Genomic DNA, 15,289 nt, shown 5'->3' with positions numbered 1-15,289 from the left:
CCGGAACCGGGTGGGTGAGTTCCGGGGTGTGTCCGGTCCGTACTGGTCGTTACGGCCGGTGTGCGGCGGTACGGAGTGGGAGGCCGAGCCGGCGGATGTGCGGGCTCCGGAGCCCATGGAACGGTTGCGGGCGGAGATCGCGCGGTGCAATGCCCGCAGTGCGGGGCGGATTCTGTGAGCGTGCGCAGGTTCCGGTTCGTGAAGTGGGTGCTGCGGCCCGATGCGGAGCCGGATGCGCCGCCCCTCACGCACCGGTTCCGGTGCATCGCGCTGGACGAGGGCGACGACGAGTGCGGTGCGTGCTCCGCCGCGTTCACCGACCCGGGCCGGGCGCAGGAGTGGGCGTTCGGGCACTGGCGGGCCAATCCCGATCACACCGGTTTCGCCGAGGTGGTGGAGCGGCCGTGGGTGATGTGGATGGACGGCCCGGCGTGAGCGTGGATGCGAACGTCCCCCGACAGCCTGGGAGTTACTGGTGCGAGGCGGTGGCCGAGGGGCCGGTGTACGGCGTCGGGCGGACGGCCCGGTACGTGCTGGGCACCTTCCGGACCATCTCGCCCGTGCTCGCCCTGCGGTGGCTGGGCGGGCAGGCGCTGTGGATCGTGGACCGGCTCGACCCCGACCCCGACCACTCCGCCTGGGTCCAGCCCTCCATGCGCCTCCCCGGAGCCCCCGGGCCGGACCATGGCGCCGAGCTGCGCGCCTGGTACCGGGACCGCAACGGCCAGCGCGCCGCCCACGCGCACCTCAAGAACGGCCACCCGCTCCTCGTCGTCGTCCCCGACGCCGACTGCACGTACACCCTCTCCGTACGGCCCGAGGCTCCCCCGGGCTTCGGCGGCACCGGTCGCCCTGACACCGGCCGAAGCCACCCGGCGCACAGGCTGCCCCGCACACAGAAGGGTGGTGCTCAGGCGGTCTTCACCGATCCGCCGTCGATGGTGTGGTCGGCGCCGATGGTCGCGGCGGAGACCGGCGAGGCGAGGTAGGTGACGAGCGCCGCGACCTCCTCGGGTTCGACGAGCCGGTCGATGAGCATGCCCATCGCCGCCGGGAGCCCGGCCAGGAGGTCGGCGTGCGGAATGCCCATGGACTCGGCCAGTTCCGCGCCGTAACCGGTGGGGCTCTCCCACATGGCGGTGCGGACCGGGCCGGGCGAGACGGTGTTGACCCGGACGCCCCGCGGACCGAATTCGTGCGCGAGGGCCTTGCCGAACGCGGTGAGCGCCGCCTTGGCCGTCGTGTAGGGGATCGGCCCGCCGTGGGGGGCACGGGCGCCGATGGACGACACGTTGACGATCGCGCCGCGGGTGGCCAGCAGGGCGGGCAGGGCGGCGCGGGTGACACGGACGGCGGCGAAGAAGTTCAGGTCCACCACCTCCGCCCACTGGGCGTCCGTCACGTCGAGGAAACCGCCGCTCAGCCCGCCGTCGCCGCCGCCGACGTTGTTGACCAGGACGTCGATGCCGCCCCGTTCGGCCGTGGCGCGGGCGACGACGCGCTCGGCCCCGGCGGGGTCGGAGAGGTCCACCACCACCGGCGTCGCACCGGTCGCCGCCAGCTCCGGGGTCACCGTGCGGGCGGCGGCGACGACGTGCGCACCCTCCGCGGTCAGAGCGCGGACGACGGCCAGCCCGATGCCCCGGCCGGCGCCCGTGACCAGAGCGGTCCTGCCGTTCAGATTCATGTCCATGATGCATCTCCATCCATAAACGCGTCTCTCTCGACGCAGGAAATCTAAAACATGCAACACCGCTGTCGCAAGTTGCAGTTGAGGTGACACAGCCGCGTACCATCGTTCGGACACCTCGCCGCACGGAAGGACCCGCACCCGATGTCACTGCCCGCCTCCTCGAAACCGCTGCGCGCCGACGCCGAGCGGACGGTCCGCGCGATCCTGGAAGCCGCCGAGCGCGTGCTGTCCGAGAACCCGGCGGCGTCGATGGAACGGATCGCGGAGGCCGCCGGGGTCGCCCGGACGACGGTGCACCGGCGGTTCGCCTCACGGGAGGCCCTGATCACGGCGCTGGCCACCTGGGCGACCCAGCAGTTCCGCGAAGCCGTCGAGGCCGCCCGGCCGGACACCGCACCGCCCGCCGTCGCGCTCTACCAGGCCACCGCGAACGTGCTTCGCGTGAAGGTGAGTTGGGGATTCGCGATGGGCGCCTTCCCCACCGACGCGCCCGAGGTCGAGCGTGTGCACGCCGAGGTGCTGGCCCGGTGCGCCCAACTGTTCACCCGACTCCGCGACGTCGGACTGCTGCGGCCCGACACCGATCCGGACTGGGCGCGGCGCGTCTACTACGCCCTCATCCACGAGGCGGCGGCCGAGGCCCCGGACACCGACGCGGCCGTGGACGCCCTCGCCACCCGCGTCGTCGACACCCTGCTGCACGGCCTCGGTACGCGCCCCGCCCCGTGACCCGACTCCGGGGGAAACCGGGGCCGGAGGGCGGCGGCGCCCGCGATTATGCTGATCACCTGTTCGAATAGCGGGGGGAAGCATGATCGACATCGATGGATATCTGGCCGCGCTGGGGGCGACCCGGCCGACGGCCCCGACCGCCGATGCGCTGCGGGCTCTGCACCGGGCGCAGGTGGAGCGGGTCGCCTACGAGAACCTCGACATCCATCTGGGGCGGTCGACGGGCATCGGCGCCGCGGAGTCCGCGGCCCGGATCGCACGCGGGCGCGGCGGCTACTGCTTCCACCTCAACGGGGCCTTCGGCGCGCTGCTGACGGCCCTCGGCTACGACGTCACCCTGCACCGGGCCGGTGTGCAGACCACCCCGGAGGCCCCCGCGGGCGCGTCCGGCAACCATCTCGCGCTCACCGTGCGGCTCGACGGCGAGCGGTGGCTGGTCGACACCGGGCTCGGTGACGGGCTGCACGAGCCGCTGCCGCTGCGCGAGGGCAGCCACGCCCAGGGGCCGTTCACCTACGCACTGGCCCCGTCGGTGGCGGAACCCGGCGGCTGGCGGTTCGTCCACGACCCCTGCGGCTCGTTCACCGCGATGGACTTCGCACCGGACCCCGTGGAACTGTCCTCGTTCGCCGCGGAGCACGTCCGGCTGTCCACCTCGCCCGACTCCGACTTCGTCCGGGTCCTCACCGCCCAGCGCCGCGACGCCGGGGGCGTGGACGTGCTGCGCGGCCGGGTGCTGCGGCGGATCCGCGCCGGGGGCACGGACGAGCGGACCATCGACTCGGCCGACGAGTGGTACGCCGTGCTGACCGGCCTCTTCCGGCTGGACCTGACCGACGTCGACGCCTCCGCGCGGGCGGAGTTGTGGCACCGCGTCCACACCGCGCACCGGGCGTGGGAGGCCGCGCGGCAGGGGTGAGGGGTTCCCGGTCCCGCCGACGGAGCGCCCGGCCCCGTCGGCGAACCGGCCGGTGGATCAACCGACTTCGCCGACGGACCGAGCAACCGCGCCGAGGGGCCGGCCGACTTCTCCGACGTACCGGGCAACCGCGCCGAGAGGCCAACCGACTTCACCGACGTACCGGCCGGACGCCCGGCGCGGCGGGTCACCGGCCGACGGAGCCGTCGATCTGCTCGCGGAGGATGTCGGCGTGGCCCGCGTGCCGGGCGGTTTCCTCGATCATGTGCACCAGGACCCAGCGCATCGACGGCGGAGGGGTCTCCCGGAGCGAGCGGGCGCCCGGCCGGTCCAGGTCGTCGCAGGCGTCGATGATCTCGTTGCACCGTTCGACCGCCCGGCGGTAGGCGGCGAGCAGGCTCTCGGCCGTCTCGTCCTCGGCGGGCGGGGAGTCGTCGTCCCCGTACTCGATGTCTTCGCCCGCGTAGGACCAGGCGAACCAACCGAGTTCGACCGCGGTCAGATGCTTGACGAGACCGAGGACGCTGGTGCCCGACGGCACCCCGGCGGTGCGGGCCTCCTCGTCGGAGAGGCCGTACGCCTTGGCGGCGACCGCCTCCCGCAGGTAGTCGAGGAAGGCCGACAGCGTCGTCTTCTCGTCGGCGTCGAGGGTGGGCGGGCGCAGGTCGCTCCGCGGTTCGGCATTCGTCACGCCGCAACCCTACGCATCACCCGTACCGGCCGATGAGGGTTCCGGCGGACGCGCTCCGCCCGCGTCCGGAGCGCCCGCGCCGGCCGTCGGCCGGGCTTGAAGTCGTCGCCCGCCGCTCCGGACGGTGTACGCGAACGGACGCAGGAACGCCCCTCGAAACGGAGGTGACGGGTCCGGGCCGCGCCCCCTGGTTTCGATGGAAAGAAATCAGCCACATTCCTATGTCATCTCGGCCAGTCGGGAACGGCCCCCCACCCGCCCTCCGTTCGAACACGAGGGCCCTGGTCCCGACTTCGCCCCTCTCCCCGAATTCCGCCGGTCGCGGACGCCCTACAGCATCCCGGTGATGACTCGTGAAACGTCCGCTTAACGAACATGACCTTTCCGGCAACGAACGAATTCCGGCCAAGTTGTTGACGCGCTCCTGACAGGACCGCCCTCCGGCTGACAACCTTCACCCCGTTCTGCGCACTTCTCGCTCTCCATACGGACGGCTCACCGGCCGCCGTTACCCCCCTCGCAGAAGGAGTCCGCGTGAGATCCACGCCTCGCCGCCGCGCCACCTCTACCGGCGCCCTGATAGCCGCAGCAGCCCTCATCGCCGTCGGCGTCCAGGCCGGTACGGCCACTGCCACCCCCGGCAGCGACAACTCGGCGGTACCGGCGTACGCCGGTGTCGACCAGGGTTCGCTGGCCAAGCAGCTCTCCCCGTCCCAGCGCGCCGAGTTGATCCGCGAGGCCGATGCGACCAAGGCTGCCACGGCCAAGGACCTCGGTCTCGGCTCCCAGGAGAAGCTCGTCGTCCGGGACGTCATCCAGGACAACGACGGAACCACGCACACGCGTTACGAGCGCACCTTCGCCGGCCTCCCGGTGCTCGGTGGCGACCTGATCGTCAAGGAGTCCAAGGCCGGGGCGACCCAGGCCGTCACCAAGGCCTCCAAGGTGACCAGCGGTCAGCTGAAGGCCGTGGACCTGAAGGCGGACATCGCGCCCGCCAAGGCCGAGAAGCAGGCCCTCGGCCTCGCCAAGGCCGACGGTTCGAAGAAGACCGAGGCCGACCGGGCGCCCCGCAAGGTGGTCTGGATGGCGCAGGGCAAGCCGCAGCTCGCCTTCGAGACCGTCGTCGGCGGCCTCCAGCACGACGGCACGCCCAACGAGCTGCACGTCATCACGGACGCGGCCACCGGCGCGAAGCTGTACGAGTGGCAGGGCGTCGAGAACGGCACCGGCAACACCCAGTACAACGGCCAGGTCACCCTGGGCACCGCCCCGTCGTACACGCTGACCGACACGGGCCGCGGCAACCACAAGACCTACAACCTGAACCACGGGTCGTCGGGCACCGGGACGCTGTTCACCAACTCCACCGACGTGTGGGGCAACGGCAACCCGTCGAACGCCGAGACGGCCGGCGCGGACGCCCACTACGGCGCGGCCGAGACCTGGGACTACTACAAGAACGTGCACGGCCGCACCGGCATCCGCGGTGACGGTGTCGGCGCGTACTCCCGCGTCCACTACGGCAACGCCTACGTCAACGCGTTCTGGCAGGACAGCTGCTTCTGCATGACGTACGGCGACGGCGAGGGCAACCTCAAGCCGCTCACCTCGCTCGACGTGGCCGCGCACGAGATGTCGCACGGTGTCACCGCCGCCACGGCCAACCTGGTCTACAGCGGTGAGTCCGGCGGTCTGAACGAGGCCACCTCCGACATCTTCGCCGCGGGCGTGGAGTTCTACTCCAACACCTCCGAGGACCCGGGCGACTACCTCGTCGGCGAGAAGATCGACATCAACGGCGACGGCACCCCGCTGCGCTACATGGACAAGCCGAGCAAGGACGGCGCGTCCAAGGACGCGTGGTACTCGGGCATCGGCAACATCGACGTCCACTACTCCTCGGGCCCGGCGAACCACTTCTTCTACCTGCTCTCCGAGGGCAGCGGCGCCAAGGTCATCAACGGGGTCTCCTACGACTCCCCGACCTCCGACGGCCTGCCGGTGACCGGCATCGGCCGCGACAAGGCCGAGCAGATCTGGTTCAAGGCGCTCACCACCAAGTTCACCTCCACCACGAACTACGCGGCGGCCCGCACCGGCACCCTCGCCGTGGCCGGTGAGCTGTACGGCACGACCAGCGCCGAGTACAAGGCCGTCGGAGACGCCTGGGCGGCCATCAACGTCGGCACCCGTGACGGCGGCAACCCCAACCCGGGCGGCAAGGTCTTCGAGAACAAGACCACGGTCGCCATCCCGGACCGCGGCGCGGCCGTCACCAGCTCGGTCAACGTCACCGGTGTCACCGGCAAGGCTCCCAGCACCCTCCAGGTCGGCGTGGACATCACCCACACCTACCGCGGTGACCTGGTCATCGACCTCGTCGCCCCGGACGGCACCTCGTACCGTCTGAAGAACTCGGGCTTCGACTCCGCGGACGACGTCAAGGAGACCTACACGGTCGACGCCTCCTCCGAGACGGCCAACGGCACCTGGAAGCTCAAGGTCCAGGACGTCTACTCGGGCGACACGGGCAAGATCAACAGCGTCAAGCTGACCTTCTGAGCCCTTCGCACCACCTGAACCATCAGTACCCCTCACCGGGTCCTCCCCGGTGACCGCTGCCCGGCAGGGAGTTCATTCCCCTGCCGGGCAGTTCCACGTCCGCCCCTCCCGGCCCGTCGGGCACGTCCGCGCCGTCAGCGCATCAGTACGCCCGCGCCGTCCCCCGCCGCCTCCGCGGGCAGCGCCACCAGGCCGAGTTCCGCGCCGGTCGCCAGCAGCGGATGGGCGGGCAGCACCCGCACCGTGTAGCCGTAGGGCCCGGTGCGGTCGAGGGCGAGCGGGCCCTCGTAGAGCCAGCGGCCCTCCAGGTCCTGGCCCCCGGCCGGCTTCAGCGGGAAGGTCCGGGCGTCCGAGATCCCGTCGGCGGCGTCCACCCGGCCGGCCACCGCCTGCACCTCGACGTCGGCCGGCTCCAGCACGCCGAGGGCCACCCTGACCCGCAGTGTCAGCGACGAACCCAGCTCGGCCGAACCGTCCGCGGCGGTGGGCGCCGCCGCCTCCACGTGATCGACGGCGACCCGCGGCCAGGCCGCCCGGACCCGGGCCTTCCAGTCGGCGAGCCGACGCGCCGCCGCGGGGTCCTCCAGCGCCCGCCGGGCGCACGCGGCCGGCGCGTACAGCCGCTCCACGTACTCGCCCACCATCCGGTCCGCCAGCACCTTGGGGCCCAGCGTGCCCAGGGTGCGGCGGACCATCTCGATCCAGCGCCCCGGGAGCCCGGCGCCGTCCCGGTCGTAGAAGCGCGGGGCGATCCGGTCCTCGATCAGCCCGTAGAGGGCGCCCGCCTCCAGGTCGTCGCGGCGGTCCTCGTCCGGGGCCGCCCCGTCGGCCGTCGGGATCGCCCAGCCGAAGTCCGGCTCGTACCACTCGTCCCACCAGCCGTCGAGGACCGAGAGGTTGAGGCAGCCGTTGAGCGCGGCCTTCATTCCGCTCGTGCCGCACGCCTCCAGCGGGCGCAGCGGATTGTTCAGCCAGACGTCGCAGCCCGGGTAGAGCTTCTGCGCCATGGCCATCCCGTAGTCCGGCAGGAACACGATGCGGTGGCGCACCCGGGAGTCGTCGGAGAACCGCACCAGCTCCTGCACCAGCCGCTTCCCGCCGTCGTCGGCGGGGTGGGCCTTGCCCGCGACGACGATCTGCACCGGACGGGTCGGATGGAGCAACAGCTCCCGCAGCCGGTCGCGGTCGCGCAGCATCAGCGTCAGCCGCTTGTACGAGGGGACCCGGCGGGCGAAGCCGATCGTCAGCACGTCCGGGTCCAGCACGTCGTCGATCCAGCCGAGTTCGGCCGGCTCCGCGCCCCGGCTCCGCCACGAGGCGTGCAGCCGCTCGCGGACCTCGGTGACCAGCCGGGCGCGCAGGGTCCGCCGCAGGTCCCACAGTTCGCGGTCCGGGACGTCGGTGGCCGGGTCGCGGTGTCCGGGCGCGTTGCCGCCGGGGTCGCACAGCCGGAGGATCTCCGGTGCGACCCAGGTGGGGGCGTGGACGCCGTTGGTCACCGAGGTGATGGGCACCTCGGCCGGGTCGAAGCCCGGCCACAGTCCGGCGAACATCTCCCGGCTGACCGCGCCGTGGAGGGTGGAGACGCCGTTGGCCCGCTGGGCGAGCCGCAGCCCCATCACCGCCATGTTGAAGAGTCCCGGCTCGCCGCCCGGGTAGGTCTCCGTGCCCAGTTGCAGGACGCGTTCGACGGCCACGCCCGGCAGTTCGCCGTCGTCGCCGAAGTGCCGGGCGACGAGTTCGCGGTCGAAGCGGTCGATCCCGGCGGGCACCGGGGTGTGGGTGGTGAAGACCGTCCCCGCCCGCACGGACTCCACCGCGGAGTCGAAGTCCAGTCCGGTGCCGGAGAGTTCACGGACACGTTCGAGTCCGAGGAAGCCGGCGTGCCCCTCGTTGGTGTGGAACACCTCGGGCTCCGGGTGTCCGGTGAGCCGGCAGTACGTCCGCACCGCCCGCACGCCGCCGATGCCGAGGAGCATCTCCTGGAGCAGCCGGTGCTCGCTGCCGCCGCCGTAGAGCCGGTCGGTCACCTCGCGCTCGCCCGGCGCGTTCTCCTCCACGTCGGAGTCGAGCATCAGCAGCGGTACGCGGCCCACCAGGGCCTGCCAGATGTGGGCGTGCAGCGAACGGCCGCCGGGCAGGGCCAGCACCACCCGGCTGGGGGTGCCGTCGGCCTCGCGCATCAGGGTGACCGGCAGCTCGTTGGGGTCGAGCACCGGGTAGTGCTCCTGCTGCCAGCCGTCGCGCGACAGGCTCTGGTGGAAGTAGCCGTGCCGGTAGAGCAGGCCGACGCCGATGAGGGGGACGCCGAGGTCGCTGGCGGCCTTGAGGTGGTCGCCGGCGAGGATGCCGAGCCCGCCGGAGTACTGGGGCAGGGCCGCGGTGACGCCGAACTCGGGCGAGAAGTAGGCGACGGCGGACGGGAGCCGGGCTCCCCGCTCCAGCCGCTCCTGGTACCACCTGGGGCCCTCCAGGTAGTCGCGGAGGTCCTCGGACGCCTCCGTCAGCCGGTGCAGGAACTGTTCGTCCCGGGCCAGCTCGGCGAGCCGGCCGGCGGACACGGCACCGAGCATCCGCACGGGGTCGCACTCCGCCGTCCGCCGGGTCTCCGGGTCGACGGCCTGGAAGAGCTCGCGGGTCTCGGCGTGCCAGGACCAGCGCAGGTTGCGGGCGAGGTCGCTGAGCGGTCGAAGGGGGTCGGGGAGGACGGGGCGCACGGTGAAACGACGGATGGCCTTCACGTGTCCCACCTTTACAGGGCACATGCGGATACCGGCGGACGCACCACGGTGTGCGGCGCCCCATCAACCCCGGCGGCGGTGGTGGCCCGGCAGCGCACGGAGCGCGCCCGGCGCATTCAGGTCGTCACACATACGCCCGAGCCGTTCACGAATCACCGGATCGGCCCATCGGGAGCGGCGGGAGGGCTCCCCGGGAACGCCTCCCGGGCACGTCCCGGGCGCCCGGTGAACACTTCCCGAATACCGCCCGAATGCAGCACGAATGCGGTGGGGGCACGGTTGGGCCCGGTGGAAGAGCGTCGAGAATGCGGTGCGCTCGGGATTCCGGCGCCCGTCCGGTCCGCCACCGCGGAGCACATTCGCTCCCCCGCCTTTCGAGTGCCATTCGGGTGAATGCGGGCAGGGGCGGCCACGCCCACGCACCATCAGCCGTCCGCAGAACGGTTAGAAAGGACGGAAACCATCGGTCGCGGTGCGCGCATTCCGCCCTCCGCCACTGTGTCGCGCCCCGTTCGGTCCGAGCCCCAGGTGATTCCATGATCGGTCGCATTCCCGTCCTCGACGTCGGCCCTCTCGTCGATTGCGGCAGAAGGCCCGCCAAGGCCGTCGCAGGTGAGACCTTCCGGGTCACCGCGACCGTCTTCCGCGAGGGCCATGACGCCGTGGCCGCCAATGTGGTGCTGCTGGACCCGAACGGGCGCCCGGGGCCGTGGACACCGATGCGCGAACTGGCACCCGGCACGGACCGCTGGGGCGCCGACGTCACCCCCGGCTCCGAGGGCCGCTGGACGTACGCGGTCGAGGCCTGGAGCGATCCGGTCACCACCTGGCGGCAGGCGGCCGGGATCAAGATCCCGGCGGGGATCGACACCGCGCTCGTCCTCGCGGAGGGCGCCGAGCTGTACGAGCGGGCCGCCTCCGGCGTGCCCAAGCGGGACGGGCGCGAGGCGGTGCTGGCCGCCGTCGACGCGCTGCGCGACACCTCCCGCCCGGCCGCCGCCCGGCTGGCCGCGGCGCTCGCCCCCGAGGCGCGGGCCGCGCTCGACCGCCATCCGCTGCGCGAACTGGTCAGCACGTCGCCCCCGCTCCCGCTGCTGGTCGAGCGCAGGCGGGCCCTGTTCGGCTCCTGGTACGAGCTGTTCCCCCGCTCGGAGGGCGCCAGGATCGAGCCGGCCGCGGCGACGGCGACGGCGACGGCGACGGCGACAAAGGACCGGACCGGGCCGGGCGGGGTGACGGAGGACGGGACCGGGGCGCCGCGGGAGCGGATCGTCAGCGGCACCTTCCGCACCGCCGCCGAACGGCTGCCCGCGGTCGCCGCGATGGGCTTCGACGTGGTCTACCTCCCACCCGTCCACCCCATCGGCACCACCCACCGCAAGGGCCCCAACAACTCGCTCTCGGCCGCCCCCCACGACGTGGGCGTGCCGTGGGCCATCGGCTCGGCCGAGGGCGGCCACGACGCCGTCCACCCCGATCTGGGCACGCTCGACGACTTCGACCATTTCGTCGCGACCGCCCGCCGACTGCGCATGGAGATCGCACTCGATTTCGCGCTGCAGTGTTCTCCCGATCACCCCTGGGTGGAGAAACACCCGGAATGGTTCCACCATCGCGCGGACGGCTCGATCGCCTATGCCGAGAACCCTCCGAAGAAATACCAGGACATCTACCCGATCGCCTTCGACGAGGACCTGGGCGGACTGGTCGAGGAGACCGTGCGCATCCTCCGTTTCTGGATGGGTCACGGAATCCGGATCTTCCGCGTCGACAATCCGCACACCAAACCGGTGGTCTTCTGGGAGAAGGTCATCGCCGAGATCAACGGGGCCGACCCGGACGTGATCTTCCTGGCCGAGGCGTTCACCCGCCCCGCGATGATGAAGACACTCGCCGCCGTCGGATTCCAGCAGTCGTACACGTATTTCACCTGGCGCACCACCAAGCAGGAAATCACCGACTACGTCACGGAGTTGTCGGGGGACACCGCCGCCTTCATGCGGCCCAACTTCTTCGTGAACACCCCGGACATCCTGCCGGGCCACCTCCAGGACGGGGGCCGTCCGGCCTTCGAGGCGCGCGCCGTCCTCGCGGCGACGCTCTCCCCGTCCTGGGGGATGTACGCGGGGTACGAGCTGTGCGAGAACGCCCCGCTGCACCCCGGCGGCGAGGAGTACCTGGACTCGGAGAAGTACCAGATCCGGGTCAGGGACTGGGAGTCGGCGGAGCGCGAGGGCCGTTCGCTGGCCCCGCTGATCACCTCGCTCAACCGCATCAGGCGCCGCAACCCGGCGTTGCAGCAGCTGCGCGACGTGCACTTCCACTCCACCGACAACGACGCCCTGATCGCGTACAGCAAGCGTTCGGGGTCGAACACCGTTGTGGTGGTCGTCAACCTCGACCCGCACCACACCCACGAGGCCACGGTCTCGTTGGACATGCCGCGACTCGGCCTCGACCGGCACGAGCGCGTGCCGGTGCGCGACGAGCTCACCGGCGACACCTATCACTGGGGCAGGACCTTCTACGTGCGTCTGGAGCCCGGCGTCACGCCCGCGCACGTCGTCGTCCTGCGACCGTCCCCGCCGACCGGAGGGTCACCCACACCATGATCGTCAACGAGCCCGTCCCCGACACGTTCGAGGACACCCCGGCCAAGGACCGCGATCCCGACTGGTTCAAGCGCGCCGTTTTCTACGAGGTTCTCGTCCGGTCCTTCCAGGACTCCAACGGCGACGGCATCGGCGACCTCAAGGGCATCACCGCCAAGCTGGACTACCTGCAGTGGCTGGGCGTCGACTGCCTCTGGCTGCCACCGTTCTTCAAGTCTCCGCTGCGCGACGGCGGTTACGACGTGTCCGACTACACGGCCGTGCTGCCGGAGTTCGGCGACCTGGCCGACTTCGTCGAGTTCGTCGACGCCGCGCACCAGCGCGGGATGCGCGTGATCATCGACTTCGTCATGAACCACACGAGCGACCAGCACGAGTGGTTCCAGCAGTCCCGCACCGACCCGGACGGCCCGTACGGCGACTACTACGTCTGGGCCGACGACGACAAGCAGTTCCCGGACGCCCGGATCATCTTCGTGGACACGGAGACGTCCAACTGGACCTTCGACCCGGTGCGCAAGCAGTACTACTGGCACCGGTTCTTCTCCCACCAGCCCGACCTCAACTACGAGAACCCGGCGGTGCAGGAGGAGATCCTCGCCGCGCTGCGCTTCTGGCTGGACCTCGGCATCGACGGCTTCCGGGTGGACGCCGTGCCGTACCTGTACCAGCGGGAGGGCACCAACTGCGAGAACCTCCCGGAGACGCACGCCTTCCTCAAGCGGGTCCGCAAGGAGATCGACGCGCACTACCCGGACACCGTGCTGCTGGCCGAGGCCAACCAGTGGCCGGAGGACGTCGTCGACTACTTCGGCGACTTCCGCTCCGGGGGCGACGAGTGCCACATGGCGTTCCACTTCCCCGTGATGCCGCGGATCTTCATGGCCGTGCGGCGGGAGAGCCGTTACCCGGTCTCCGAGATCCTGGCGAAGACCCCGGAGATCCCGCAGAACTGCCAGTGGGGCATCTTCCTGCGCAACCACGACGAGCTGACCCTCGAAATGGTCACGGACGAAGAGCGCGACTACATGTACGCGGAGTACGCCAAGGACCCGCGGATGCGGGCCAACATCGGCATCCGCCGCCGGCTCGCCCCGCTGCTGGACAACGACCGCAACCAGATCGAGCTGTTCACCGCGCTGCTGCTGTCGCTGCCAGGCTCCCCGATCCTCTACTACGGGGACGAGATCGGGATGGGCGACAACATCTGGCTGGGAGACCGCGACGCCGTGCGCACCCCGATGCAGTGGACGCCCGACCGCAACGCCGGTTTCTCCTCCAGCGATCCGGGGCGGCTCTACCTCCCCACGATCATGGACCCGGTCTACGGCTACCAGGTCACCAACGTCGAGGCGTCGATGGCGTCGCCGTCGTCGCTGCTGCACTGGACGCGGCGGATGATCGAGATCCGCAAGCAGAACCCCGCCTTCGGCCTCGGTTCGTACAGCGAGCTGCCGTCGTCGAATCCGGCCGTGCTCGCCTTCACCCGCGAGCACGGGGACGACCTGGTGCTGTGCGTGCACAACTTCTCGCGGTTCGCGCAGCCGACGGAGCTCGACCTTCGGTCGTTCGACGAGCGTCATCCGGTGGAGCTGATCGGCGGGGTGCGTTTCCCCGCCGTCGGGCAGCTGCCCTATCTGCTGACGCTCGCGGGGCACGGCTTCTACTGGTTCCGGCTGCGCAAGGATGCGCCGCCGAGCTGATCCGGCGTCGTGTCGCAGCACCGCGACCGCGGGGCGGTTCCGGCCGCCCCGCACCGGGCACTCCCCGTGCCGAAGCCCCCGCCGGACCCTGCCGGGCCCCGTCCGCTTCGCTCCCCGAGTCGAGTCCGTACGGACCATCCTGACCCGACACGTCCCGCACAGCCGGACAGCAAAAGCCGCAATCCGGGACACTCTGCGCATTCCATGGTGTGCCCGGGGAAAGGACGCGACGCCATGTCGGAGGCTGTATCCACCCGGGTCGCCCCGGCCCACAGCACGGGCCTCCTCCCGTCACTCGCCCCCCTGCTGCACGAATGGCTGCCCCGGCAGCGCTGGTTCGCGGGCAAGGGGCGGCCGGTCACCGGCTTCTCGCTGGTGTCGGCGACCGAGATGCTGCCGGTGGACGGTACCGGCACCGGGCTGCTCCACCTGCTGGTCCGGGCCCACCAGCCGACCATGCCCGCGCAGCCGCCGGACGACTGCTACCAACTGCTGCTCGGGGTGCGGTCCGTGCTGCCGCCCCGGCTGGCGTCCGCGCTCGTCGGGCACGTGACGACCGGCCCGCTCGCCGGCCGCACCGTGTACGAGGGACTGCGCGACCCGCGCCTGACCGAACTCCTGCTGGAACGATTCCGTACCCCCGGCACCCTCGGCGCCCTGCGCTTCGACCGGGGCGGCTCCCCCATCGCCGCCGGGCTGACGCCACGGGTCCTGGACACCGAGCAGTCCAACACCTCGCTCGTCTACGGCGACGCCTTCATCCTCAAGATCTTCCGCCGGGTCTTCCCCGGCACCAACCCCGACCTGGAGCTGCCGCTCGCGCTCGCGCGCCAGGGCTGCGGACGGGTGCCCGCCCCCGTCGCCTGGTTCGAGGCCATGGGCCCCGAGCCGCTCACCCTCGGCGTGCTCCAGCCGTTCCTGAGCGGCGCGCAGGACGGCTGGCAGCTCGCCCTGCGGGCCCTCGCCGAGGGCCGGGACTTCACCGACGAGGCCCGCGCCCTGGGCCGGGCCACCGCCGAGGTGCACACCGCGCTCGCCGCCGCCCTGCCGACGCCCGCCCTGCACCGGTCCCAGAGCGAGCACCTGGCCGCCGCGATGGTGCGGCGCCTGGAGGCCGCGGCCCAGTCGGTACCGGCGCTCGTGCCGTACGTCCCGGGGCTGCGCGGCGCCTTCGACGCGGTGGCCGCGCCGGGGCACCGGGGACGCGACCGGGCGGTCCAACGGGTGCACGGCGACCTCCACCTCGGCCAGACCCTGTGCGCCGCCGACGGCTTCTGGTCGCTGATCGACTTCGAGGGCGAACCGGCCAGACCGCTGCCCGAGCGCCGCCGCCCCCAGCTCCCGGTGCGCGACGTCGCCGGCATGCTCCGCTCCTTCGACTACGCGGCCCGCTCGCACCGCCCGTGGAACGACGAGTGGGCGGCCCGCTGCCGGACCGCCTACTGCGAGGGGTACGCCGGGGCCTCGGGCACCGACCCGCGCGGCGAACCGGAGCTGCTGCGCGCCCACGAGACCGACAAGGCGGTGTACGAGGTGCTGTACGAGGCGCACCACCGGCCCGACTGGCTGCCGGTCCCGATGGCCGCGATCCACCGGCTGGCCGCCGGCGCCGACTGAACCCCGGCAACCCCTC

11 protein-coding genes are annotated in these 15,289 nt (G+C 71.8%); 8 read left to right on the top strand and 3 right to left on the bottom strand.

Annotated features, from left to right (window positions below):
- The first annotated feature begins 180 nt into the window (after positions 1-180).
- Both EAO76_RS31650 and EAO76_RS31645 read left to right on the top strand, forming a co-directional pair.
- On the top strand, positions 181-435 hold the full coding sequence (locus EAO76_RS31650; RefSeq protein WP_262375849.1) for a hypothetical protein: 255 nt from the start codon (positions 181-183) through the stop codon (positions 433-435).
- Positions 432-989, top strand: a complete 558-nt coding sequence (locus EAO76_RS31645) for a hypothetical protein (protein WP_148839298.1) — start codon at positions 432-434, stop codon at positions 987-989. Before EAO76_RS31650 ends, EAO76_RS31645 begins: the two co-directional genes overlap by 4 nt.
- Here the strand turns inward: EAO76_RS31645 and EAO76_RS31640 are convergent.
- Positions 911-1,693: an SDR family NAD(P)-dependent oxidoreductase gene (locus EAO76_RS31640; protein ID WP_148839297.1), complete on the bottom strand. Its 783-nt coding sequence runs from the start codon at positions 1,691-1,693 to the stop codon at positions 911-913. The two genes, EAO76_RS31645 and EAO76_RS31640, sit on opposite strands and share 79 nt — an antisense overlap.
- Before the next feature lie 141 nt (positions 1,694-1,834).
- Between EAO76_RS31640 and EAO76_RS31635 the strand changes: the two genes are divergently transcribed.
- Entirely contained in the window at positions 1,835-2,422 is a 588-nt protein-coding gene (locus tag EAO76_RS31635; RefSeq protein ID WP_148839296.1) for a TetR/AcrR family transcriptional regulator, read from the top strand.
- Positions 2,423-2,504: 82 nt separating this feature from the next.
- A complete protein-coding gene (locus EAO76_RS31630) occupies positions 2,505-3,344 on the top strand; it encodes an arylamine N-acetyltransferase (protein ID WP_148839295.1) in 840 nt (279 codons plus the stop codon).
- A gap of 187 nt (positions 3,345-3,531) precedes the next feature.
- On the opposite strand, the gene EAO76_RS31625 is transcribed toward EAO76_RS31630, so the two are convergent.
- On the bottom strand, positions 3,532-4,035 hold the full coding sequence (locus EAO76_RS31625; RefSeq protein ID WP_148839294.1) for a DinB family protein: 504 nt from the start codon (positions 4,033-4,035) through the stop codon (positions 3,532-3,534).
- Between the two features lie 534 nt (positions 4,036-4,569).
- Here EAO76_RS31625 and EAO76_RS31620 point away from each other — a divergent pair.
- Complete coding sequence (locus EAO76_RS31620; RefSeq protein ID WP_148839293.1) at positions 4,570-6,600, top strand: M4 family metallopeptidase; 2,031 nt, start codon at positions 4,570-4,572, stop codon at positions 6,598-6,600.
- 134 nt (positions 6,601-6,734) lie between these two features.
- Here the strand turns inward: EAO76_RS31620 and glgP are convergent, their stop codons facing one another.
- On the bottom strand, positions 6,735-9,341 hold the full coding sequence (glgP, locus tag EAO76_RS31615) for an alpha-glucan family phosphorylase (RefSeq protein WP_187438853.1): 2,607 nt from the start codon (positions 9,339-9,341) through the stop codon (positions 6,735-6,737).
- Between the two features lie 536 nt (positions 9,342-9,877).
- Here glgP and EAO76_RS31610 point away from each other — a divergent pair.
- The 3 genes from EAO76_RS31610 (at position 9,878) to EAO76_RS31600 (ending at position 15,273) form a co-directional block, all read left to right on the top strand.
- On the top strand, positions 9,878-11,953 hold the full coding sequence (locus EAO76_RS31610) for an alpha-1,4-glucan--maltose-1-phosphate maltosyltransferase (RefSeq protein WP_148839292.1): 2,076 nt from the start codon (positions 9,878-9,880) through the stop codon (positions 11,951-11,953).
- A complete protein-coding gene (gene treS, locus EAO76_RS31605; RefSeq protein WP_148839291.1) occupies positions 11,950-13,656 on the top strand; it encodes a maltose alpha-D-glucosyltransferase in 1,707 nt (568 codons plus the stop codon). Before EAO76_RS31610 ends, treS begins: the two co-directional genes overlap by 4 nt.
- 234 nt (positions 13,657-13,890) lie before the next feature.
- Positions 13,891-15,273 carry a maltokinase N-terminal cap-like domain-containing protein gene (locus EAO76_RS31600; RefSeq protein ID WP_148839290.1) on the top strand — a complete coding sequence of 461 codons (1,383 nt, stop codon included), beginning with the start codon at positions 13,891-13,893 and terminating at the stop codon, positions 15,271-15,273.
- The last annotated feature ends 16 nt before the right edge of the window (positions 15,274-15,289 follow it).

The organism is Streptomyces sp. sk2.1 (assembly GCF_008120935.1).
Classification (GTDB): Bacteria; Actinomycetota; Actinomycetes; order Streptomycetales; family Streptomycetaceae; genus Streptomyces.
This window is presented reverse-complemented; position numbering and strand designations above follow the sequence as displayed.